The organism is Endozoicomonas sp. Mp262, assembly GCF_025643335.1.
Lineage (GTDB): Bacteria > Pseudomonadota > Gammaproteobacteria > Pseudomonadales > Endozoicomonadaceae > Endonucleibacter.
The window spans coordinates 3,887,824-3,909,617 of the sequence record NZ_CP092489.1; the positions used below are offsets into that span (position 1 = coordinate 3,887,824).

The following is a 21,794-nucleotide window of genomic DNA, read 5'->3' on the forward strand; positions in this document are numbered from 1 at the left end:
CCTGGCTCCTGTCAATAGCCCCAAGCAATAAGTGACTATTTTTCTTCTTTTTTGAAGGGAGTCAGGTCAGGCCAGGCGGCTTTTAGATAGACGTACATGGACCAAAGCGTAAGCACTGATGATATATACAGTAATACCACACCCAGATAACCAATCCAGTTTTCAATGGGTGGAGGGGATAACAGCAAAAAAGTAATGGAAGCCATTTGAGCCATGGTTTTCGCCTTACCAATCATACTGACAGCCACACTGGTACGCTTGCCAAGTTCAGCCATCCACTCCCGAAGGGCCGATATGACGATTTCACGACCAATAATAATCATGGCAGGTACCGTCATCCAAAGCGCCCGGAATTCATCTATCAAGAGACACAATGCAGTTGCCACCATGATCTTATCTGCCACAGGGTCGAAAAACTCTCCAAAAGGCGTGGTTTGATTTAACTTGCGGGCAAGATAACCATCAAACCAGTCTGTCCCGGCAGCAAAAAAGAAAATACCCGCTGATACCAGGTAGCTCCAGTGAAAAGGTAAGTAGAATACCACTACAAGGAATGGAACCAGGATAATACGTATCGATGTTAGAATATTTGGGACGTTCATGGCTAAATGCTTAATCGCCTATGTTTACTGGGATATAGCCATTCAGGCAGACTCCATGGGTCATGGTTGGGACTCACTTTTCCTAAATCTATACAGTCCAGACTAAGAAATAGGCTTTCCCGTGGCTCGTAAAGGGAGTCAGGCCCAACTTCCGTTGATTTGAAACCCAGAGTTTATGACCCATCTGATTTGCGATGAATGCAACATGCCCTGTGAAGTCAAACTCCAGCAGGTATTAACTGTGCTATGTATGGTACTGAGTTCTGTATCTTATTCCAGTGTGGACAATCCACTTTTTCCATTTATTACTCATGGAGAAAATTATATATGGTATCGGCCAGCTGCTGGCTGATACCTGGAACCTTAGCCAGCTCATTCACAGAGGCTGCCACCACACCTTGCTGACCACCAAAATATTTAAGTAAGGCCGATCGCCTTTTACCCCCAACACCAGGAATATCCTCTAAAAGGGAACGATTTCTGGTTTTATGTCGTTTCTGCCGATGCCCTGCGATAGCAAAGCGGTGAGCTTCATCCCGAATATGTTGGATAAGCAGCAGTGCGGCTTCATACCCTTCAGTAATTAGCTCCCGCCCCTGATAAAGTAATGTTTCCAGCCCTGGCTTTCGTGATTTCCCTTTAGCCACCCCAAGTAAAGGTATTCCTGACAAATCAAGATCAGCCATGACCGTTTCAGCTGCACTTAACTGCCCCTTACCACCATCAATAAGAATAAGGTCAGGACAAGGCTTACCTGATGCCACAAATTTCTGGTAGCGGCGCTGCAAAGCAATCCCCATGGCGGCATAGTCATCACCAGGAGAAATATCTTTTATATTAAATCGACGGTAGTCGCTTTTTAGGGGGCCTTCCCGATTAAATACGACACAGGACGCGACGGTTGCTTCTCCCATGGTATGACTAATATCAAAGCACTCAAGCCTTTGCCCCTGCGAGGGTAACTCCAGCAGTTGCATTAGCTGCTCTACCCTCTTATGCATTCGCGTTTGATCCAGCAAAGTTGCCTTTAAGCTCTGCTCGGCATTTTTATTGGCAAGATTCAACCATTGTTTGCGATCTCCCCTGACCTGCTCTTTTATCTCTATTTTTTTACCCGATAGCTGATTAATTGCCTCTTTCAGTGCCGAAATACATGAGAGTCTAAAAGGCAGAATAAGCTCCTCAGGAAAGTCACGGTTTTGGGAAAGGTTAATATAAAATTGTGCTAAAAATTCATCAAGGTACTCTTCCCTGGCTTTTTCCAGCTTAAATTTTGGAAAATAGGCTTTACTGCCTATAACTTGCCCATCCCTGACAAAGAGAACGTGAAAACAGTAACTTCCTGAATGCTCGGCATAGCCGATAATATCGGCACTGCCACCCGCCCGTATCACGGACTGGCCTTCCTGAACCTTCCTCAACTGAATAATCTGATCCCTGATATCTGCAGCGAGTTCAAAATTTAGAGAGCGAGAGGCATCTTCCATCCTCTGAGTCAAACTCTCTGTTAACTCCTGACATTTACCGGAAATTAGTTGGATAGAATCCAGGACATCCCTGGCATACTCATCCTCTGTGACCAAACCAACACAGGGCGCTTTGCATCGCCTGATCTGATACTGCAGGCAAGGACGGGATCTGTTTCGAAAATAGCTATCTTCGCACTGTCTCACCTTAAAAACTTTTTGCAATAAATTAAGACTGTCTCTTACTGCACTGGAACTGGGATAAGGGCCAAAGTAACGATCTTTATTTGCTTTTTTTCCGCGATGAATACCCAAACGGGGCCATGAATCCTCTGAAGCCAGAACAATATAAGGATAAGATTTATCATCCCTAAGCAAAATATTATAAGGAGGCTTTCTGAGCTTGATCAGGTTTTGTTCCAGCAACAGCGCTTCTGTTTCCGAGTTAGTTACAATGACATCAATATCAGCCACCTTGCTGATTAAGGCCATGGTTTTGGTACTTAACCCTGACGCTTGAAAATAACTGGATAGCCTATTTTTCAGGTTTTTTGCCTTTCCTATATACAAAGTATGCCCTTGCTGATCCCGCATATCATAAACACCCGGCTTACAGGGCGTTTTTTTCAGAAAAGCCTTGTGGTCAAAAGAAGAGTTTGATTTGTCAGGAGCACTACTGGTCATACATTATCCATTCTAAAATAAAGGAGAATCATTATACTTATAAAGGGTTAATTTGACTTCTAATCACTAAAAAATCTTTTCTAAACTGAAATAAGAATACTCAAAGAGTATAGCGCCCCAAATAGGGTAAAGAGGAACACCAAGCATTACAATGAATGACCAGCTTTTCATTCTACCTTAAAATCTAAAAGCCAGATATCAAACCTAAAATAATAAATGCCATTTAAGCTATACTCTTGTTCACCTATTAATCTGCCACTCGTCTATATAATGATTAGTCTAAAATTCAGAAGCACTCAACATAAAAACCCTGTAGAAAAATACTTATTTGCTACATTATTTGGATACATATTATTCTTCAGCTGTTTATCATTCGCTGAAAAAAAAGATATTATTATTAGCCCGGATATTTCATAAAGCAGCAGGCTGTCCATTCAATTTTGACTTTTCTGTGGGGGCTGCTGTTTTATCACTCTGTGACTAAAGGTCTTCAGGCTCCGACTACACCAATCTGAACATTTAACGATCAATTCTGCTTTTTTAGGCCGAATGAATACTCCAAACGTCTCTCATCTGGTTATTATTTAGGCGGGCTAAGCGTTGTGGAGGCTGCTACCCAGGCCGAGGCAACGGCATTTGATAAAATATCTCTGTTACATGCTGCAAAAGCTTCTTGAATGGGCAGCTGCTGGGTAGGTGCAGTTTGATCCGATCCTTGTACTCAACCACCTTAACCGCTACTTTGCAGAGTTTTGTGATTACCGTTGATGGCTGGGCTTTCTCCAGTTCCGTTCCTTTCAAAGCCTTGGTTCTCAGCTCGTAATGCAGAACGTAAGCCGCACAGGCATAAAACAGTCTCAAGTGATTGGCCAGAAAGGTCTGGTCTGACAGTCTGTCACCCAGCTATTCCCGTGACATCAATTAAATCACTGCAACAGCAAGGCTTACAGTAAATTCCAAATGGAGTGATTTCGCACAAAATAACGTCTACTTTTGATAGGGATACTTTATCAATGGCTGTCTCTCATGGCTTATCCATTCCAAAAAAGTCGTAAGCATCTTTGTGCAAACAGTTTAATTACTACGATTTCTGAAAGTTATGAGCAAATTCCAGATGTCCGACCAAACAAGGATTCCAGAAAAATAACAATACATGATGCCTCCATGTCCGCTTTTGCCATGATGCATCTCAAGTACCCATCGCTCCTCTCGTTTGAGCGTGATAAAACAGAGCAAGAAGTAAGGCATAACCTTGAGCACCTGTATCAGATAAAAAAACGTGCTCCCTGTGATACCAGTATGCGGGAAATCCTGGATCCAATAGATCCCGTAGAGTTCAAAAAGCCTTTTAAGACATTGCTGTCTAACGTCCAAAGGGGCGGATTACTGAAGGCATTCGAATTTCACTGCGGGAACTTGAAAAATCACTACTTGCTCCCGATCGATGGAACTGGGCTATTTTACTCCTGCAATAATAAAAAACCTTGTCAGGAGTGCTGTACTAAAAATAAGGGAAAGGCCAACGAAGCTCACTACCACCAGTTAATGGCAGCATGCATTGCTCACCCGGATCAAAAAACAGTCTTGCCATTGGCACCGGAAGCCATAGTTTGCCAGGACGGTTCGACCAAAAATGACTGTGAAAAAAATGCCATTAAACGGTTGTTTGCCACCATACGAGAGCATCACCCACGTCTAAAGTTCGTTATTCTTCTGGACAGTCTTTATGCTGACAACCCCACTGTCCAACTGATTAAGAGTTATGGCTGGCATTACATCATTGTCGCGAAAGATGGCAACCATGCCTCGCTGGTTGAAGCGATGGATGAGCTGGATAAAGAAGGAAAAGTTCACCGTGCTGAAAAAGTTAATGAAGAGACTGGAATTAAGTGGTGGTTTCGCTATGCCAATGACGTCAGGCTGAACAAGGCAAAATATGCAGAACAGGTTAATGTGCTTGATTTTGTCGAAACCGATAAAAAAGGTAAACAGCATATCTGGTGCTGGGTGACTGATATTCCGCTTAACGAAGAAACCATAGAACCCGTCATGAAAGGAGGGCGCTGCCGATGGCATATTGAGAACCAGACGTTTAACACCCTGAAAAATCAAGGCTACGATCTCGAACATAACTACGGTCACGGTGAGAAGCACTTAGCCACAAATCTGGCCTATCTGACGATGCTTGCTTTTCTCGTAGATCAAATACAGGAACTGTGCTGTCCCCAGTTTCAGGAAGCTTTAAGAACCCGCTCAAAAGGAGTCCGTATAGCATTATGGAAATGGATACAGGGCTATTTTTTGCATTGGCTGATAAAAACGTGGGAGGGGCTTTTTTACACAGTAACTCATGGTATTGAAGAGAAAAGGGTGATTCCATTCGATACATCATAACCGGCCATATCGTAGCTACGTTCAGGGGTGACATTTTTTCTTTAAAGCTCCGCTTTGTTAATTGGCGGCTCAGTTTTGATCGGCTTCATTATTTTTGCTGCCTTATTGTCAATACCAACGATCATCGACGTTCATCATGCGGGAATAGCTGTCTGTCACCGGACAGATCACTTTTCAGGTGCTTAATGAAATTCTCATCCTGCCCTCTTGGGCAGTACAGATCCTCATAAATCACCTCTGGGGAAGCCTCTTTGATTGAGGTGACAATAAAGCGGGGATTGTCGCCTTTCTCGTTAACCTCTGCCTTATAGATTATCCGGGTATCGAGCCCTTTCCAGCTTTTAGCCTGATACTCGGCCTCACCGTACAGCCTGAGTCGTTCTGGCTCAGGCATATCGTTCAACTTGGCTAAGGCTGTTTTAACCTTGAAAGCTCGACGAGCCTCATCTAGCAACTCTTTGGCTTTAGGGCGTAAGGCCGTCTTGTGACCGGCACCTTTACCCAGCACATAATCAGCATGAGTATTAGCCTGAACAACATGCATTAACTCAGGTTGAGCAAAGTGGCTATCCCCGCGCACCAGCAAATGGGTTTTTGGCCACCGTTTACGGATAAGCTTGATGACACGCTTGATAATAGCGGCATTTTCCCTGCCTGTTGGCGTTTTGCCTGGACGGAGGATGGCAGTAATCAGCTTGCCACTGAGACCTTCAAAAATCAGCAAAGGCAGATAACAGTAGTCCTGATATTTGGCATTAAACAAATTCATTTGCTGCGATCCGTGGGTAATGGCCGGTGTGTGATCAAGATCGATCACGATAGCCATAGGTGGCAAGTCATAACTGGCGATAAAATGATGCACAAATGCTTCAGCCATTTGATAGATATCTTTGCGCCGCATGGACTTCCCGAGCCGTGTGTAGGTGGGAGATGAAGCCAGGTGGTTATCATCATCCAAAGGGTTTCGTCCGGTAGCCAGCTTTAACATGGGGTCTTTACGGAGGCGGTTGCTGTCGTTGGCATCCTCATAACCGCAAGCCATTTGCAAAATTCGCTGAACCAGGAGGTTTTGCAGAGAGTGGTCAATGTAGGATGGGTGACGCTTGTCATCAATGGCCTGGGTCAGTCTGGAAATAAGTCCGCTATGCAATATGGTTTCCCGTAACAGCAGAGCCCCAAAATCTGAAGATAACTCTCCACCATTGAAGTCCGCACGGATAGTTTTACCATTTGAAGGATGAAAGCGAAGCTGCTCTTGTGTAGATTGGGTCATGGCAAGTTCCGGTTTGCTTTTTCCGAAGCATTTTTTTGTCAATCCAATCGTACCAACAGATTGGACGGAACTTGCCTTTATTTATGAAATATCCGGGTTAGAAAATTCCATCAAGGAAAAATGCTAGTAAAGATGCTCCATAATGTGACAAGCTGGGATGAAAATACTCATCGCTACACCCTATCTCACGACTACGCACGAATAGATACAGAAATTAGCGAACTCGCTAAAGTTGGCTCAATACGAGCTTCAGCAACAAGTTTATTACCACCTTCTATACCTTCTAATATTTATAAAGACATAGGTTTTCTACTGAATGCTGATACAGTAGTTATTCGTTGTGTATATACTGAAGGTGTATCCAGTACCAGAATTGATAGAACTGGTGATGAAATCATATGGCACCCGACAAAAAAAGAATACTGCAATCGGGATATGGCATTAACTACATATCACGGGAGCTTTAGAGTAAGTCCTATTTTAGGTCATCTAAAACAAGTAGATTCCCTTGAAACCCTGCTTAATCATTTAGTAAATCAATATGATAAAGATAAAACACAGCTAGATCATAATGAGGTAGTCATTAATTACAAAACGCAGTCTATAGTAGCTATATTAGCTGCTAAAAATAGACTTTTTGATGTTTTTTCCGGTTCTGAAAATAAGCTAATTCAAACTGAGGCCAGTCACTTACAAACAATGTTAAAAGACAGTCTTGAATTAGACTTACCTATTCTAGTCTACGATTGCAATACTGGAACTCTGGCTCTATACAACCGAGAGCTTACCGGCTTATCTGAGTCCATAAGCCGGTAAAAATAAATACCTAAACTTTGTTCTCTAACTCCGGTAACACTTCAAACAGGTCTGCCACCAACCCATAATCAGCCACCTGAAAAATAGGAGCGTCTTCATCCTTATTAATGGCGACAATAACCTTACTGTCTTTCATCCCTGCCAGATGCTGAATCGCACCGGAAATCCCCACTGCAACATACAGGTTGGGTGCCACAATCTTGCCTGTCTGCCCCACTTGCATATCATTGGGGACAAAACCTGCATCAACGGCTGCCCTGGAGGCACCCACAGCAGCACCGAGCTTATCAGCAAGCTTATACAGTAGCTCAAAGTTCTCACCATTACCCATACCACGTCCACCAGATACAATGACACTGGCTTCTGTCAGTTCAGGGCGATCTGACTGGGCAAGCTCTTCACCCACAAAACTGGAAAGCCCAGGGTTATGCCCCGAATCCAGTTGCTCCACTGCCGCTGATCCTCCGGTTGCAGCCACAGGTTCAAAAGCCGTTGACCGAACTGTAATCACTTTTATCGCAGCACTACTGATGACTGTAGCAATAGCATTACCGGCATAGATGGGACGGGCAAAGGTCTCCGGCCCTTCAACCCGGATAATATCGGAAATCTGATCCACGTCCAGGAGTGCAGCCACCCGGGGCATAAAGTTTTTACCTGTAGTGGTGGCTGACGTCAGAATATGGCTATAGTTCTTGCCAAGTTCAGCTATCAGCAGGCTGGTATTTTCAGCCAGTTGATTACCATAAGTCATATTATCTGCCACCAGTACCTTGCTGATATGATCAACCTCTGCCGCAGCTTCCGCCAAGGCACTGCAATTGACACCGGCAACTAATAGATGAACCTCCCCGCCAATAGTCTTTGCCGCTGAAACAGTACTCAGAGTGGCACTGTTTAAGGTTTTATTATCATGGTCAGCAACAACAAGAATAGCCATTAGATCACCTTTGCCTCATTCTTCAATTTCTCAATCAGCTCATCAACACTCCCTACCTTAATACCTGCCTGACGCTGTTCTGGAGGATCAACCCTGACTGTTTCCACCGTCGTTTTAACGTCCACACCCAAAGCTTCAGGCGTTTTTACTTCCAAAGGCTTGCGCTTTGCCTTCATGATATTAGGTAAAGCGGCATAGCGAGGCTCATTAAGACGGAGGTCTGTTGTAACAATAGCAGGTAATTTTAAGGCCAGTGTTTGCAAGCCGCCATCAACCTCCCGTGTCACTTTGATAGATTCTCCTTCAACCACCAGTTCGGAGGCAAAGGTTCCCTGAGGTAATCCAGACAGTGCTGCCAGCATTTGCCCTGTTTGATTATTATCTGAATCAATAGCCTGCTTGCCTAAAATAACCAGATCCGGTTTCTCCTCATCAACCACTGCCTTCAATAGTTTTGCAACGGATAATGAACCAGGCATGTCACTGGTTTCTATATGGACACCCCTGTCAGCCCCCAGGGCAAGCGCTGTCCTGATTTGCTCCTGACAGGCTTTTGGTCCGATAGAGACTGCAATAATATCTGTGCCTACCCCTTTTTCTTTAAGTCGAACCGCTTCTTCTACGGCGATTTCACAGAATGGGTTGATGGCCATCTTAACATTGGTTAAGTCCACATCAGAGTTATCCTGCTTCACTCGCACCTTAACGTTGTAATCAATGACCCGTTTGATGGCTACTAGGATTTTCATGGGTTCGCAGCCTTCCTTTATTAGAATTTGAATAGTTTTACGTTATACAAACTGTAGCTATGACTAAAACAGCCTGCGCAAGCGCAGTCTACCAGCCTGTCAATAAGGGTTCAAACGGATATTTTATGCGCCATTCTAAGGGTGATTATCATCTCGGCGCTGGTTATTTGCCGATGTACGGGTATAATGCAAAGAAAATTAAAACAAGCGTTTAATAATAAGTATAATTATATTGATACCCGGCAGGGAGGAGGCTGATCATGGAACGCGAATCCATGACTTTTGATGTAGTCGTTGTCGGTGCAGGTCCTGCAGGCCTATCAGCAGCTTGCCGCTTAATGCAACTTTCCCGGGAACATGGACATGAACTCAGCGTCTGTGTGGTTGAAAAAGGTTCAGAGGTTGGCGCCCATATTTTATCAGGAGCCGTATTCGAACCATCCGCCCTTAATGAGCTGTTTCCAGACTGGCGCGAATTAGGTGCACCGCTTAATACGGCAGTGAAACAGGATGATATCTATGTTTTGAGATCTCAGGAAAAGGCTACCAGGGTGCCCGACTTTCTCGTTCCTAAAACTCTGCACAATGAGGGGAATTATATCATTAGCCTGGGTAACCTTTGTCGCTGGCTGGGTGAACAGGCAGAATCCCTGGGCGCAGAAATCTTTCCCGGCTTTGCTGCACAGGAAATTCTCTTTGATGACAGTGGTAGTGTAAAAGGAATTATTACGGGTGATATGGGAATTTCCGCATCCGGTGACCAAAAAGACAGCTATATGCCTGGAATGGAATTGCGGGGAAAATACACGGTTTTTGCTGAAGGCTGCCGGGGGCATTTGGGAAAACAATTAATCAGTCACTTCAGGCTGGATGAAGGTAAAGATCCCCAACATTACGGAATTGGCATAAAAGAGCTCTGGGATATAGATCCTGAAAAGCATAAGCCGGGGTTAGTGGTACATACGGCCGGTTGGCCGCTTAGTTGGCCTATGGCTGAAAAAGGCAGTACCGGTGGAGGTTTTCTCTACCACCTGGAAAACAACCAAGTGGTGTTGGGTCTGATCACCGATCTTAGTTATAGTAATCCCAATCTCAGCCCATTTGAGGAATTCCAACGTTTTAAGCTGAACCCCGTAATCAAACAATACCTTGAAAATGGCAAGCGCGTCTCTTATGGAGCCAGAGCTTTGGCCAAAGGAGGCCCCCAGTCATTACCCAAAATGACATTCCCCGGAGGTTTATTAATTGGCTGTGATGCCGGCACTATGAACGGTGCCAAAATAAAAGGCTCCCATACCGCCATGAAATCAGGGTTATTGGCTGCTGAAACAATTTTTGAAGCCATTAGCAGTGGCTCAGCAGGAACCGAAGAACTCACAAGCTTCTCAGTGGCTCTCAAGAACTCCTGGCTTTATAAAGAGCTTTATCAGCAAAGGAATTTTGGTCCGGCCATGCATAAGTTCGGTAATATTATGGGAGCTGCATTTGCCTTCGCTGATTTAAACATTTTTAACGGTAAGCTGCCCTTTACCCTTCATGATAGCAAGCCAGATTATACCCAGCTCCAGGCTGCAAGCAGTTGCAAGGTGATCCAATATCCAAAGCCTGACGGTAAAATTACTTTTGACCGCCTCAGCTCCGTATTTCTATCCAACACCAATCACGAAGAAGATCAGCCTTGCCATTTAAAATTAAATGATCCTTCTATTCCCGTTGAACAGAGCCTGCCCTTATATGCTGAACCAGCCCAGCGCTACTGTCCCGCTGGCGTTTATGAAATTGTGGAAGGAGAAGATGGCAACAGTCACTTTCAGATTAACAGCCAAAACTGCGTACACTGTAAAACCTGTGACATAAAAGACCCCTACCAAAATATAACCTGGGTTGCTCCAGAAGGAGCTGGCGGACCAAATTACCCAAACATGTAGGTGCGACGAGAGTCGTCCTTGTATAGCGTAAGCGTTTGATTTTAAAGCGCTTATGCGCTCACTAAGAAGAAGTCAGATGACTTTTAGTGGGTTCGTGCGGTGAAAGTCCGTACACTATCAACTACCGTCGGTTAAAGGCATTCCACGCCCCGACATCATCAACAACGGCTATCCACTGATAGTCATGTTCTACTACGGCTGTAAATCTGCGGGACGGATGCCCCGTTTCCAGTATGTTCATAATAGATCCTCTGATTCCAGAGCTACCATTAGGTGGCTCTGTTCCACTACGACTGTAAATCTACGCAGTAAGCGCCAATTTAAACCCACCTTAAAACTCCAAATCAAAAAAGTTAGGTTTTCTATTTTTTAGGAAACCCTACTATGAAAACAGATGAAGCCGCCAAACTCAGACAGCTTTGGCAGCAGCACCTTAAGGACTGGCAACAATCTGGCATAAGGCAAACTCCCTGGTGTCGCCAGAGGGGACTGTCTCCCCATCAGTTCAGTTATTGGAAGAAAAAGTTGATGACCAGGCCTGCACAGCCAAAACTGATTCCTGTTGCTGGGATGTCAAAGCCTGACCTTGTTTCTCAGTCTCCGGTTGTCATGCACCTGCCCTCTGGTATCAAGCTGGAGGTATCCGTCGAGCAAGTGCCTGGGCTGGTTCAGGCGTTGCAGTGCCTATGATTCGTCCAGCGGCTGATACTGACGTATTCCTTTATAGTGAGCCCGTGGATATGCGTAAGTCTATCAATGGCCTGGCCACTCTGGTGGAACAGGAGATGGCTCTGTCCCCCTTTGACCGCAAGCTGTTTGTGTTTTGCAACCGGGGAAGAGACAAGGTGAAGCTGCTTTACTGGGAGCGCAATGGCTTTGTCCTCTGGTATAAGCGACTGGAGAAATTCCGGTTCCAATGGCACTGGGATAGCATGCCCTCCCATATTGATGGTGATCTTCTCAACCGACTGCTGGATGGCTATGACATTCGTCCTCCTCAACCTCATCCTGCGCTGACCTACACGTCAATGATCTGATGCAGGGAATTGTCTTCCTGCCTTAGGGTATCCTTCAGGGATGAACGACACCCTTGCACATCTTCCTGATGACCCCACTATCCTCAAAGCCTACATTGCCCAGCTGCAAGGCAGGCTTTCCACTCTTGAGGAACATATCCGGCAACTGATCCGGCAGCGCTTTGGCGCGTCTAGCGAAAAAGCACCAGCCAATCAGTTCGGCCTGTTCAATGAGGCCGAGCAGGACCAGCCTGACAATCCTGATGCAGTGGCAAAAGCAGAGGCAGAAATCACAGTCCCTGCCCATCAGCGCAAGAAGCCGGGGCGCAAGCCATTACCTGAAGCCCTGCCCAGGGTTCGTCGGGAACATGACCTCCCTGAACAGGAAAAGGTCTGCTCCTGTTGCGGTAGCCATGACCTGCACAGGATCGGCGAGGAAGTCAGCGAGCAACTGGATATCATTCCCGCCAAGGTTCAGGTTATTCAGAACGTGCGCCCAAAGTATGCCTGTCGCCATTGTGAAGGCTCCATCCAGACCGCACCCATGCCTCCCCAGCCCATACCGGGTAGTATCGCTACACCGGGCTTGCTGGCCTACATTGCCACCGGAAAATATGTGGACGGCTTGCCCCTGTACCGCCAAGAACAGTTTGTGCTGAACCGGCTCGGGGTTGAAGTGGCCAGGGCAACCACAGCCCAGTGGATGGTGCGTTGCGGTGAACTGGTACAGCCCCTGGTCAACCTGATGCGAGATCATTTACTTGAATCTCCGCTGATCCATTGTGACGAAACCCATGTCAAGGTGCTGAGGGAGTCAGGGAAGAAAGCACAGAGCCTGTCGTACATGTGGGTACAGGTGGCAGAGCCTGTTCCAGATCACAGAGTCATTCTATTTGATTATGATCCCAGTCGGAGTGGGTCCGTTCCTGTCAGGTTGCTGGAAGGCTTTAAGGGGTATCTGCAAACGGATGGCTATGAGGGCTATGCTGCCATAGGCCGACAGGAAGGCATTATCAGCCAGGGCTGCTGGGCCCATGCCCGGAGAAAATTCAATGAAGCGGTAAAAGGCCTGAAAAAAGGGGTAAAAACTGGAAAGGCTTATATGGGAATGGCCTATATCCAGAAGCTTTACCGTATTGAACGGGAAATAAAAGACTGTTCCTGTGAAGAAAAGAAAATGATCCGGCAACAGAAAAGCCGGGACATTCTCAGTCAGCTACGACAATGGTTAGATAAATCGCTACCACAAACGCCCCCTAAAACACTGTTGGGTAAGGCGCTTAATTACCTCAATAACCAGTGGGATAAACTGATTCGCTACTGCGATGAGGGTTATCTACGCATGGACAATAATCTGGCAGAAAACGCCATTCGCCCCTTTGTCATCGGGCGTAAAGCATGGCTGTTTAGCACCAGTCAGGCAGGCGCTAATGCCAGCGCTAATCTGTACAGTCTGGTAGAGACAGCGAAAGCCTGTGGCTTGGAGTCATATGCCTATTTAAAGGAGGTGTTTACCCAGCTACCCGCAGCAAAAACACTGGCGGATATTGAGCAACTGCTGCCATGGAATCAAAACTCTTCTTAAATCAAGGTGGGGTTAATTAATCGCTTACTCTACGCAATCTAATAGGTTGATAGTATGCTCATGTTGAACCTTCCAGCTTGCTGGTAGACAGTGCTTTTGCATTGTAGGAATTAGTGAAACTGTTGATGAAGGTGCTACAGGGAGGGTAGCAAGCAGGTAGCTGATTAAAGGGCTAAGTGCCTTGAACAATTGTCTCACCGTCTGACCGGTAGGAGACTCGCTGTGCAACCAGCGGTAGCCTAGGGGTAGCGCATAACTGGCAACGGTTTTGTGTGAAGCACCCTGACAATGTACCCCCTCTTCGGAGGTGACAGTTAGCCGCGAGGCGCTGCTAGATACTGCCAGTGACAAGGCGGTTGAGGGGCTAGGCTGAGCAATAAGATGAACGCAAGTGAATCGTTGATAAACGTCGTTATAGGGACGAAGCCAAAGTCACTGACAGGCTTTAACCAAAAGGTATCTGGTCGGCTCTGGTGTTTTACATTCACCAGACGTTGCCATTAGACCAGCGGCGAACAGACGGCATCTACGTTGTTCATGTTGTTCAAGGTAAACTCGGTAAGCCCGCAACTTCGCCCTTTGGGCAGGTGATCCGCAAGGTGATCTGTTGAGGTTGCGGGTAGAGGAGGATGGAAAAAGCGAATGCTGCCTTGTAATGAGGCAGATACCGGGGTGAAACATAACCGGCGGCGAAAGCTGTGCCCACTTCCATCTGGTCTCTCATGGCGAGAGGCTTGTTTAACCCTAAAGAAAGTCTGAAGGCTTCGGCTGGCAAGGCTTATTATGAATATTCCTAACGGGAGACTCACTCCCGTCAGGGTTGTGCTGCTCTTCCAATAGGAAATCAAACAGGAGAGTAGCATGACAAGCGTTTCCCTATTGGAGAAATCTGCGCTCTCTGGCAGACCTGAAGGATGGCATCAAATTGATTGGCATCATGTACACAGGACTGTTCGGGGCATGCAGGTTCGGATCGCCAAGGCAGCGAGGGAAAAGAACTGGCGTAGGGTGAAAACTTTGCAACGGTTTCTGACCCGCTCGTTTTGTGGCCGGGCATTGGCTGTAAGGCGGGTGACTGAAAATAAAGGCCGGAAAACACCAGGTGTGGATGGTGCAATCTGGTCAACGCCCGAAGCTAAGTGGAAGGCAATAGGTCAACTGAAACGGCGAGGATACCGTGCGATGCCATTGCGGCGAGTGCGAATCCCCAAGGCAAATGGGAAGAAACGCCTATTAGGTATTCCGACCATGAAGGACAGAGCCATGCAGGCGCTGCACCTTCTTGCTTTGTTGCCGGTGTCTGAAAGTATGGCTGACCAGAGTTCGTATGGGTTCAGGCCAGAGCGTTCAACCGCAGATGCCATTATGCAGTGTTATATGCTGTTGCGTAAAAAAGGCTGTGCGGAATGGGTGCTGGAAGCAGACATTGAAGGATGTTTTGATCATATTGATCACCAATGGCTGGTTGATAATGTACACATGGATAAACAGATCCTGCAAAAGTGGCTCAAGACCGGTGTTGTGGATATGGGTAAGCGGTGGCGGACAGAGGAAGGTACACCGCAAGGTGGCGTTATCTCCCCTACCCTTGCCAATATTGCCCTTGATGGTCTGGAGTCTTTGCTGGCTAAACACTTCGGTGCAAAGGGCAGCAAGAAGTTACGCAGGTACAAAGTGGGTCTGGTGCGTTACGCAGATGACTTCATTATTACTGGTATATCGAAAGAGGTGCTGGAGGATGAAGTCAAACCGTTGGTTGTTGAGTTTTTGTCCCGTCGCGGGCTGAGGCTTTCAGCGGAAAAGACACGTGTAACCCATATCAACCGAGGCTTTGATTTTCTGGGATGGAATGTACGAAAGTACAGTAGCAAGCTGTTAATTAAACCATCCAAGGAAAATACCAAGGCATTTCTTGATAAATGCCGAAAGGTTATCAAGGCCAATGGCAGCGCCAAGCAAAAGCACCTGATTTGGCAGTTAAACCCGATCATTCGTGGTTGGGCTAATTATCATAAACATCAGGTGGCAAGTGACGCATTCGCACGAGTGGATGCCATGCTATGGAAAGCACTATGGCGCTGGGCAAGGCGGAGACACTGCAAGAAAGGAAGACAATGGGTAGCCAAGCGGTATTGGCATCACATTGACAATCGGCAGTGGACTTTTGCTGAAACAGTGGCAAGGGAGTCTGGCGGTGGCGGTGCTAAACTGGTTTATGCCAGTGACACCAAAATCAAAAGGCATACCAAAGTCAAAGCAGATGCAAATCTATTTGACCCTGCATGGGAGCTTTATTTTGAAGAGCTGAAGCGTAAACGAATGCTGGATTCTATTCAGTACAGGAAACGCATTAGTAAACTTCATGCGAGGCAAAAAGGAGTCTGTACACTTTGCAGGCAACCGATAAACCATGAAACAGGATGGCATGTTCACCATGTAGTTAGGCAGGTGGACGGCGGCAGTGACAATCTGGACAACCTGATGTTGCTACATCCTAATTGCCACATGCAGATTCACAGTCTGCATACATCAGTCTCAAAGCCGGTTCCTTCGGGGGTTTAGTGGAGGCTTGAGCCGTATGCGGGGAAACTCGCACGTACGGTTCTTAGGGGGCTGCGGTACAGTAATGTACCGTGGCTACCCGACGTGCGACGAGAGTCGTCCTTGTATAGCGTAAGCGTTTGATTTTAAAGCGCTTATGCGCTCACTAAGAAGAAGTCAGATGACTTTTAGTGGGTTCGTGCGGTGAAAGTCCGTACACTATGCTGGATTCAAGCAATAAGTGCAATCGACTTCCCAGTATAGACTTCGAGCGGGGTTCGCCCCCCTAAAACTTTTCTTGGCATGGTATTAATCAAGAGTTCAGTTTCCCAAACCTCTTCTTTTGTCAGATCCCCAAGAGCCATTTTTTTAGGCCAGGTTCGACGGATAATGCCATTGGTATTTTCGTTGGTACCCCGTTGGTAGCTGGCATAAGGCTTAGCGAAAAGTAAGCGATTAATTAACCCCACCTTGATTTAAGAAGAGTTTTGATTCCATGGCAGCAGTTGCTCAATATCCGCCAGTGTTTTTGCTGCGGGTAGCTGGGTAAACACCTCCTTTAAATAGGCATATGACTCCAAGCCACAGGCTTTCGCTGTCTCTACCAGACTGTACAGATTAGCGCTGGCATTAGCGCCTGCCTGACTGGTGCTAAACAGCCATGCTTTACGCCCGATGACAAAGGGGCGAATGGCGTTTTCTGCCAGATTATTGTCCATGCGTAGATAACCCTCATCGCAGTAGCGAATCAGTTTATCCCACTGGTTATTGAGGTAATTAAGCGCCTTACCCAACAGTGTTTTAGGGGGCGTTTGTGGTAGCGATTTATCTAACCATTGTCGTAGCTGACTGAGAATGTCCCGGCTTTTCTGTTGCCGGATCATTTTCTTTTCTTCACAGGAACAGTCTTTTATTTCCCGTTCAATACGGTAAAGCTTCTGGATATAGGCCATTCCCATATAAGCCTTTCCAGTTTTTACCCCTTTTTTCAGGCCTTTTACCGCTTCATTGAATTTTCTCCGGGCATGGGCCCAGCAGCCCTGGCTGATAATGCCTTCCTGTCGGCCTATGGCAGCATAGCCCTCATAGCCATCCGTTTGCAGATACCCCTTAAAGCCTTCCAGCAACCTGACAGGAACGGACCCACTCCGACTGGGATCATAATCAAATAGAATGACTCTGTGATCTGGAACAGGCTCTGCCACCTGTACCCACATGTACGACAGGCTCTGTGCTTTCTTCCCTGACTCCCTCAGCACCTTGACATGGGTTTCGTCACAATGGATCAGCGGAGATTCAAGTAAATGATCTCGCATCAGGTTGACCAGGGGCTGTACCAGTTCACCGCAACGCACCATCCACTGGGCTGTGGTTGCCCTGGCCACTTCAACCCCGAGCCGGTTCAGCACAAACTGTTCTTGGCGGTACAGGGGCAAGCCGTCCACATATTTTCCGGTGGCAATGTAGGCCAGCAAGCCCGGTGTAGCGATACTACCCGGTATGGGCTGGGGAGGCATGGGTGCGGTCTGGATGGAGCCTTCACAATGGCGACAGGCATACTTTGGGCGCACGTTCTGAATAACCTGAACCTTGGCGGGAATGATATCCAGTTGCTCGCTGACTTCCTCGCCGATCCTGTGCAGGTCATGGCTACCGCAACAGGAGCAGACCTTTTCCTGTTCAGGGAGGTCATGTTCCCGACGAACCCTGGGCAGGGCTTCAGGTAATGGCTTGCGCCCCGGCTTCTTGCGCTGATGGGCAGGGACTGTGATTTCTGCCTCTGCTTTTGCCACTGCATCAGGATTGTCAGGCTGGTCCTGCTCGGCCTCATTGAACAGGCCGAACTGATTGGCTGGTGCTTTTTCGCTAGACGCGCCAAAGCGCTGCCGGATCAGTTGCCGGATATGTTCCTCAAGAGTGGAAAGCCTGCCTTGCAGCTGGGCAATGTAGGCTTTGAGGATAGTGGGGTCATCAGGAAGATGTGCAAGGGTGTCGTTCATCCCTGAAGGATACCCTAAGGCAGGAAGACAATTCCCTGCATCAGATCATTGACGTGTAGGTCAGCGCAGGATGAGGTTGAGGAGGACGAATGTCATAGCCATCCAGCAGTCGGTTGAGAAGATCACCATCAATATGGGAGGGCATGCTATCCCAGTGCCATTGGAACCGGAATTTCTCCAGTCGCTTATACCAGAGGACAAAGCCATTGCGCTCCCAGTAAAGCAGCTTCACCTTGTCTCTTCCCCGGTTGCAAAACACAAACAGCTTGCGGTCAAAGGGGGACAGAGCCATCTCCTGTTCCACCAGAGTGGCCAGGCCATTGATAGACTTACGCATATCCACGGGCTCACTATAAAGGAATACGTCAGTATCAGCCGCTGGACGAATCATAGGCACTGCAACGCCTGAACCAGCCCAGGCACTTGCTCGACGGATACCTCCAGCTTGATACCAGAGGGCAGGTGCATGACAACCGGAGACTGAGAAACAAGGTCAGGCTTTGACATCCCAGCAACAGGAATCAGTTTTGGCTGTGCAGGCCTGGTCATCAACTTTTTCTTCCAATAACTGAACTGATGGGGAGACAGTCCCCTCTGGCGACACCAGGGAGTTTGCCTTATGCCAGATTGTTGCCAGTCCTTAAGGTGCTGCTGCCAAAGCTGTCTGAGTTTGGCGGCTTCATCTGTTTTCATAGTAGGGTTTCCTAAAAAATAGAAAACCTAACTTTTTTGATTTGGAGTTTTAAGGTGGGTTTAAATTGGCGCTTACAGCGAAAAATACGTCAGCATTCACTGCTTCTGATACCTTTTCATGGGCTGCAAACTCGCCTCCATTATCCAGGGTGATGGTGTGAACTGTTGAAACTCGTTTCAGTAGGCTGATCATTGTATCCGCTACTGTTTCAGACTGTTTGGTATCCACTTTGCCAATGAGTGTAAAGCGGCTCTTTCGGTCGACCAGCGTGACCAAGTGAGCGTCTTGCCCATACACAGTATCACCTTCCCAATCTCCCAAGCGAGACCGAAGCTCTACCACTTCAGGACGTTCGGTAATATCGACCCGATTAGGTATAAGAGAACGGCCTGCCTTGCGTTTACCTCCTTTGCATCGGCGTTTCCCAAAGCGGGGCAGCTTTTTATACAAGGAACCTCCCTGAGCTTTGTTATCAGCAATTCGGCTGTATACAGAGGTATGACTCAGAGCGATCTCAGGCACCTCAATTTTCATCCTGCAACTGATGTTTTCAGGAGACCAGCCAAGGAGTAGCCCCTTCTCTATGATCGGCATTTGTCGTTCATCTGTTTTGCTGTGCTTTTTGGCAGATTTCCTACGCTGCATAGCCAAGTTATGAGCCGATTCAGCACAATACCCATTATCGCCAGTATTGCGTTTCAACTCACGGGATAAGGCGCTCTCACTGATACCTGCAACCTCTGCGATCTCATTCTGAAAATGACCTTTTTCAAGGAGCGCCTCAATCTGGTATCGTTGCCCTTGGGTCAGCTGCTTGTATCGTCTGGTTTGTGTACTCATTCCTGACATCCATTTCTTAGTGTGAGAGCTACAGAATGTACCAGCAGCTGGCTCACATATGAAATATCAGTCGATTGCACTTATTGTATTAATCCAGCATCAACTACCGTCGGTTAAAGGCATTTCACGCCCCGACATCATCAACAACAGCTATCCACTGATAGTCATGTTTTACTACGGCAGTCAATCTGCGAGACAGAACTTATCTCCAGCTTGTTTATGGAAGAGGAAGGCACCCATACCATCAGGCGGATGAAGCGTACCAGCCGTTTCAGCAAACCGGCTTAACATATTGAAGCACCTCGGACAGCATGGATTTCAGGGTACCTACTTCTGATCTCAGGGTACCTACTTCTGATTTCAGGGTACCTACTTCTGATTTCAAGGAGCCAAGCTCACCAGTAATAGCTTGCCTGAAGTCGTTGAATTCGGTTTTCAAGTCTTGCTGGTTCTTTTCGAGAGCCAGCTGTCCTTGCTCCAGCCGCTCAACACGCTGGGCAGTCTCCTTGCAAAGGCGGTGAACCTCCTCTTGCATATCGTTCCACACCTGATGCTTGACTTCTTCTTTCTTAAGGATCAGGTGATGCAGATTGATAACGTCAGCTTCCAGTTTTTCGACCCGGTTCTCAAGTGACATGGGATAGTACATCTCTGTTATTGCTTATTGGTACGGCTGATTGAATTTATAACGATTAATCAACCGGTTATTCGTCAATTATAAACCAGAAAATCAACTATGCTGGATAAACAGCCCGGCATTATCGACCCGCCCAGGAGGGTACAGAATAGTTCTACCCCGGCCATCTCGATGCGGCAGATAAATCCTGCCAATGAAATCATCCTGATTAACTGGCTGACGGTGGGTGAGTAGAGAAAACTTGTCAGCCATTCAGTATCTCCGATAAGTTAGATTATTCAGATAATAAAAAAAGGATAGGGATATGCGGACAGGGATTTTCGCATTATTGCTTGGATTGGCGCTCAATGCCCAAGGAAGAGAAGGACACTCAGGTTTTTATGGGGGAGTATTGGGCGGTGGAGGTAAATTCACCGGCAAGGTAGACTATAGCACCCTTAATTTGGAGGTTGGGGATAACGTATCTGGATATGGCTTGTTTCTCGGCTATAAAACCACAAAAGGAAACATGACCGCAGGATTTGAAGTGGACTACCTTGAATATAGCGGTAATATAGACCTTGGCGTACAGGCAACTAACTACCACTTAAAGGCTAAGATGAAGCATTTCTATTCGGCTAGCCTGTTACTTGGTTATATGACGGCTGATACAGTAGAAGTTTATCTGCGGGGTGGTTACGGCAAAACACATGCCACTATAGAAGTTGGAGAAGTGACACCGATTGAAAGTGATATTAGCTTTAAAATGCCCGTTGCCGGTATAGGTGTTCGATTCAGTAATGACACATCTCTTGGCTTGAAGCTGGAGTACCGTTATCACTTTAACGAAGACTATAAAATGTCAGACAATGCTGACTTTAAATCCAGTGCTAACTTATTTTTAGTCAATCTTGATTATATGTACTGACCAATGCTGGTAATTAAAAACCCGCTAACAGGCGGGTTTTTAATTACCTCAAAATAGCAATAAAACCAGCCATCACCAAGCACATTCCGGGTATCTTTATTGATGCGTAACCGTCTGTGTCATAGACAGGTTAAAAACCTTATTCTGAACGACTATCTTCAATACTACCTAATGAATAGAAATGCTCTGAACTACTTATCACTAAGTGACACTTCCCGTTAATCTGTTTTTCTTCTGCCATATCAATCAATTGATAAAAGGTATTTCTGTTAATCAGGGCATCCAGATTATCCCTGACCCTGATATAAGGTTTTGGCTCACCGCTGACCGGTTCCTCCAGTACCCATAAACCATGGTGTTCTCCTAACACACACTGATCACCCACATTCGTCAGAAAATAAAGTTTATCTTCTCTTCTTTCTACAGAGATAGCTACAAAGGGAGCATCATCCACCTGAATTCGAACTTTTTCCACCGGCGTTACCAAATAAAAGCTACCATCCTCATCTCTTTTCAACACTGTAGAAAAAAGGCGAACCATCGAAACTCTATCAATGGCTGTTCCCATATAAAGCCAACTGCCATCACTTAATATTCGGATATCAATATCCCCACAAAAGGGTGGATCCCATAAATGTATGGGAGGCAGTTCGTTTCCTTTTGGCAAGCTCGTCAGACTCTCAACAAGCTCTGAAGGGGAGGAATATTGCCTGGTCAAACGG

At 46.6% G+C, this 21,794-nt stretch carries 21 protein-coding genes and 1 pseudogene; 8 read left to right on the forward strand and 14 right to left on the reverse strand.

From position 1 onward, the window contains the following. Positions 1-35: 35 nt before the first annotated feature. From pgsA to MJ595_RS16865, 3 genes and pseudogenes are all read right to left on the reverse strand, one after another. Positions 36-602 carry a CDP-diacylglycerol--glycerol-3-phosphate 3-phosphatidyltransferase gene (gene pgsA, locus MJ595_RS16855; RefSeq protein ID WP_263079162.1) on the reverse strand — a complete coding sequence of 189 codons (567 nt, stop codon included), beginning with the start codon at positions 600-602 and terminating at the stop codon, positions 36-38. 305 nt (positions 603-907) lie between these two features. Then, positions 908-2,752, reverse strand: coding sequence for an excinuclease ABC subunit UvrC (uvrC, locus tag MJ595_RS16860; protein ID WP_263079163.1), 1,845 nt, complete (start codon positions 2,750-2,752; stop codon positions 908-910). Positions 2,753-3,364: 612 nt separating this feature from the next. Then, positions 3,365-3,649 (reverse strand): annotated as a pseudogene (locus MJ595_RS16865) (transposase); the annotation flags it as partial. Positions 3,650-3,778: 129 nt separating this feature from the next. Between MJ595_RS16865 and MJ595_RS16870 the strand changes: the two are divergent. Beyond that, positions 3,779-5,146 (forward strand): transposase, encoded by a 1,368-nt coding sequence (locus MJ595_RS16870; RefSeq protein WP_263078002.1) that lies wholly within the window; start codon positions 3,779-3,781, stop codon positions 5,144-5,146. A gap of 121 nt (positions 5,147-5,267) precedes the next feature. On the opposite strand, the gene MJ595_RS16875 is transcribed toward MJ595_RS16870, so the two are convergent. Then, positions 5,268-6,461: an IS1380 family transposase gene (locus tag MJ595_RS16875; protein ID WP_263079164.1), complete on the reverse strand. Its 1,194-nt coding sequence runs from the start codon at positions 6,459-6,461 to the stop codon at positions 5,268-5,270. Positions 6,462-6,539: 78 nt separating this feature from the next. Here MJ595_RS16875 and MJ595_RS16880 point away from each other — a divergent pair, with 78 nt between their 5' ends. After that, complete coding sequence (locus MJ595_RS16880; protein ID WP_263079165.1) at positions 6,540-7,235, forward strand: hypothetical protein; 696 nt, start codon at positions 6,540-6,542, stop codon at positions 7,233-7,235. Positions 7,236-7,245: 10 nt separating this feature from the next. On the opposite strand, the gene MJ595_RS16885 is transcribed toward MJ595_RS16880, so the two are convergent. Both MJ595_RS16885 and MJ595_RS16890 read right to left on the reverse strand, forming a co-directional pair. Beyond that, positions 7,246-8,175 carry an FAD-binding protein gene (locus MJ595_RS16885; protein WP_263079167.1) on the reverse strand — a complete coding sequence of 310 codons (930 nt, stop codon included), beginning with the start codon at positions 8,173-8,175 and terminating at the stop codon, positions 7,246-7,248. Beyond that, complete coding sequence (locus MJ595_RS16890; protein ID WP_263079169.1) at positions 8,175-8,924, reverse strand: electron transfer flavoprotein subunit beta/FixA family protein; 750 nt, start codon at positions 8,922-8,924, stop codon at positions 8,175-8,177. Before MJ595_RS16890 ends, MJ595_RS16885 begins: the two co-directional genes overlap by 1 nt. A gap of 260 nt (positions 8,925-9,184) precedes the next feature. Here MJ595_RS16890 and MJ595_RS16895 point away from each other — a divergent pair, with 260 nt between their 5' ends. From MJ595_RS16895 to ltrA, 5 genes are all read left to right on the forward strand, one after another. Continuing rightward, a complete protein-coding gene (locus tag MJ595_RS16895; RefSeq protein ID WP_263079170.1) occupies positions 9,185-10,852 on the forward strand; it encodes an electron transfer flavoprotein-ubiquinone oxidoreductase in 1,668 nt (555 codons plus the stop codon). 384 nt (positions 10,853-11,236) lie between these two features. After that, positions 11,237-11,542 (forward strand): hypothetical protein, encoded by a 306-nt coding sequence (locus MJ595_RS16900; RefSeq protein WP_263079171.1) that lies wholly within the window; start codon positions 11,237-11,239, stop codon positions 11,540-11,542. After that, positions 11,539-11,889 (forward strand): IS66 family insertion sequence element accessory protein TnpB, encoded by a 351-nt coding sequence (gene tnpB / locus MJ595_RS16905; RefSeq protein WP_263079172.1) that lies wholly within the window; start codon positions 11,539-11,541, stop codon positions 11,887-11,889. The genes MJ595_RS16900 and tnpB (MJ595_RS16905) overlap by 4 nt, the downstream gene beginning before the upstream one ends. 40 nt (positions 11,890-11,929) lie before the next feature. Continuing rightward, positions 11,930-13,453, forward strand: a complete 1,524-nt coding sequence (locus MJ595_RS16910; protein WP_263079174.1) for an IS66 family transposase — start codon at positions 11,930-11,932, stop codon at positions 13,451-13,453. 861 nt (positions 13,454-14,314) lie between these two features. Next, a complete protein-coding gene (gene ltrA, locus MJ595_RS16915; protein ID WP_263079175.1) occupies positions 14,315-16,015 on the forward strand; it encodes a group II intron reverse transcriptase/maturase in 1,701 nt (566 codons plus the stop codon). A 209-nt stretch (positions 16,016-16,224) separates the two neighbouring features. On the opposite strand, the gene MJ595_RS16920 is transcribed toward ltrA, so the two are convergent. The 7 genes from MJ595_RS16920 to MJ595_RS16950 form a co-directional block, all read right to left on the reverse strand. After that, complete coding sequence (locus MJ595_RS16920; RefSeq protein WP_263079178.1) at positions 16,225-16,464, reverse strand: hypothetical protein; 240 nt, start codon at positions 16,462-16,464, stop codon at positions 16,225-16,227. A 6-nt stretch (positions 16,465-16,470) separates the two neighbouring features. Continuing rightward, positions 16,471-17,994 (reverse strand): IS66 family transposase, encoded by a 1,524-nt coding sequence (locus tag MJ595_RS16925; RefSeq protein ID WP_263079174.1) that lies wholly within the window; start codon positions 17,992-17,994, stop codon positions 16,471-16,473. Between the two features lie 40 nt (positions 17,995-18,034). Beyond that, positions 18,035-18,385, reverse strand: a complete 351-nt coding sequence (tnpB, locus tag MJ595_RS16930; RefSeq protein WP_263079172.1) for an IS66 family insertion sequence element accessory protein TnpB — start codon at positions 18,383-18,385, stop codon at positions 18,035-18,037. Then, positions 18,382-18,687: a hypothetical protein gene (locus MJ595_RS16935; protein WP_263079171.1), complete on the reverse strand. Its 306-nt coding sequence runs from the start codon at positions 18,685-18,687 to the stop codon at positions 18,382-18,384. The genes tnpB (MJ595_RS16930) and MJ595_RS16935 overlap by 4 nt, the downstream gene beginning before the upstream one ends. A 49-nt stretch (positions 18,688-18,736) precedes the next feature. Further along, on the reverse strand, positions 18,737-19,528 hold the full coding sequence (locus MJ595_RS16940; protein ID WP_263079181.1) for an IS30 family transposase: 792 nt from the start codon (positions 19,526-19,528) through the stop codon (positions 18,737-18,739). 271 nt (positions 19,529-19,799) lie between these two features. Then, a complete protein-coding gene (locus MJ595_RS16945; RefSeq protein ID WP_263079183.1) occupies positions 19,800-20,165 on the reverse strand; it encodes a hypothetical protein in 366 nt (121 codons plus the stop codon). A 93-nt stretch (positions 20,166-20,258) separates the two neighbouring features. Further along, positions 20,259-20,417, reverse strand: a complete 159-nt coding sequence (locus MJ595_RS16950; protein ID WP_263079185.1) for a hypothetical protein — start codon at positions 20,415-20,417, stop codon at positions 20,259-20,261. A gap of 52 nt (positions 20,418-20,469) precedes the next feature. Between MJ595_RS16950 and MJ595_RS16955 the strand changes: the two genes are divergently transcribed. Then, positions 20,470-21,072: a porin family protein gene (locus MJ595_RS16955; RefSeq protein ID WP_263079187.1), complete on the forward strand. Its 603-nt coding sequence runs from the start codon at positions 20,470-20,472 to the stop codon at positions 21,070-21,072. Between the two features lie 139 nt (positions 21,073-21,211). Here the strand turns inward: MJ595_RS16955 and MJ595_RS16960 are convergent, their stop codons facing one another. Further along, entirely contained in the window at positions 21,212-21,790 is a 579-nt protein-coding gene (locus MJ595_RS16960; protein ID WP_263079189.1) for a DUF1285 domain-containing protein, read from the reverse strand. Positions 21,791-21,794: the final 4 nt, after the last annotated feature.

Excerpts from the sequence above, each read along its gene's own strand:
- pgsA (WP_263079162.1), bottom strand. The coding sequence starts at position 602 with ATGAACGTCCCAAATATTCTAACATCGATACGTATTATCCTGGTTCCA.
- uvrC (WP_263079163.1), bottom strand. The coding sequence starts at position 2,752 with ATGACCAGTAGTGCTCCTGACAAATCAAACTCTTCTTTTGACCACAAG.
- MJ595_RS16870 (WP_263078002.1), top strand. The coding sequence starts at position 3,779 with ATGGCTTATCCATTCCAAAAAAGTCGTAAGCATCTTTGTGCAAACAGT.
- MJ595_RS16880 (WP_263079165.1), top strand. The coding sequence starts at position 6,540 with ATGCTAGTAAAGATGCTCCATAATGTGACAAGCTGGGATGAAAATACT.
- MJ595_RS16885 (WP_263079167.1), bottom strand. The coding sequence starts at position 8,175 with ATGGCTATTCTTGTTGTTGCTGACCATGATAATAAAACCTTAAACAGT.
- MJ595_RS16890 (WP_263079169.1), bottom strand. The coding sequence starts at position 8,924 with ATGAAAATCCTAGTAGCCATCAAACGGGTCATTGATTACAACGTTAAG.
- MJ595_RS16895 (WP_263079170.1), top strand. The coding sequence starts at position 9,185 with ATGGAACGCGAATCCATGACTTTTGATGTAGTCGTTGTCGGTGCAGGT.
- MJ595_RS16900 (WP_263079171.1), top strand. The coding sequence starts at position 11,237 with ATGAAAACAGATGAAGCCGCCAAACTCAGACAGCTTTGGCAGCAGCAC.
- tnpB (WP_263079172.1), top strand. The coding sequence starts at position 11,539 with ATGATTCGTCCAGCGGCTGATACTGACGTATTCCTTTATAGTGAGCCC.
- MJ595_RS16910 (WP_263079174.1), top strand. The coding sequence starts at position 11,930 with ATGAACGACACCCTTGCACATCTTCCTGATGACCCCACTATCCTCAAA.
- ltrA (WP_263079175.1), top strand. The coding sequence starts at position 14,315 with ATGACAAGCGTTTCCCTATTGGAGAAATCTGCGCTCTCTGGCAGACCT.
- MJ595_RS16925 (WP_263079174.1), bottom strand. The coding sequence starts at position 17,994 with ATGAACGACACCCTTGCACATCTTCCTGATGACCCCACTATCCTCAAA.
- tnpB (WP_263079172.1), bottom strand. The coding sequence starts at position 18,385 with ATGATTCGTCCAGCGGCTGATACTGACGTATTCCTTTATAGTGAGCCC.
- MJ595_RS16935 (WP_263079171.1), bottom strand. The coding sequence starts at position 18,687 with ATGAAAACAGATGAAGCCGCCAAACTCAGACAGCTTTGGCAGCAGCAC.
- MJ595_RS16940 (WP_263079181.1), bottom strand. The coding sequence starts at position 19,528 with ATGAGTACACAAACCAGACGATACAAGCAGCTGACCCAAGGGCAACGA.
- MJ595_RS16945 (WP_263079183.1), bottom strand. The coding sequence starts at position 20,165 with ATGTCACTTGAGAACCGGGTCGAAAAACTGGAAGCTGACGTTATCAAT.
- MJ595_RS16950 (WP_263079185.1), bottom strand. The coding sequence starts at position 20,417 with ATGGCTGACAAGTTTTCTCTACTCACCCACCGTCAGCCAGTTAATCAG.
- MJ595_RS16955 (WP_263079187.1), top strand. The coding sequence starts at position 20,470 with ATGCGGACAGGGATTTTCGCATTATTGCTTGGATTGGCGCTCAATGCC.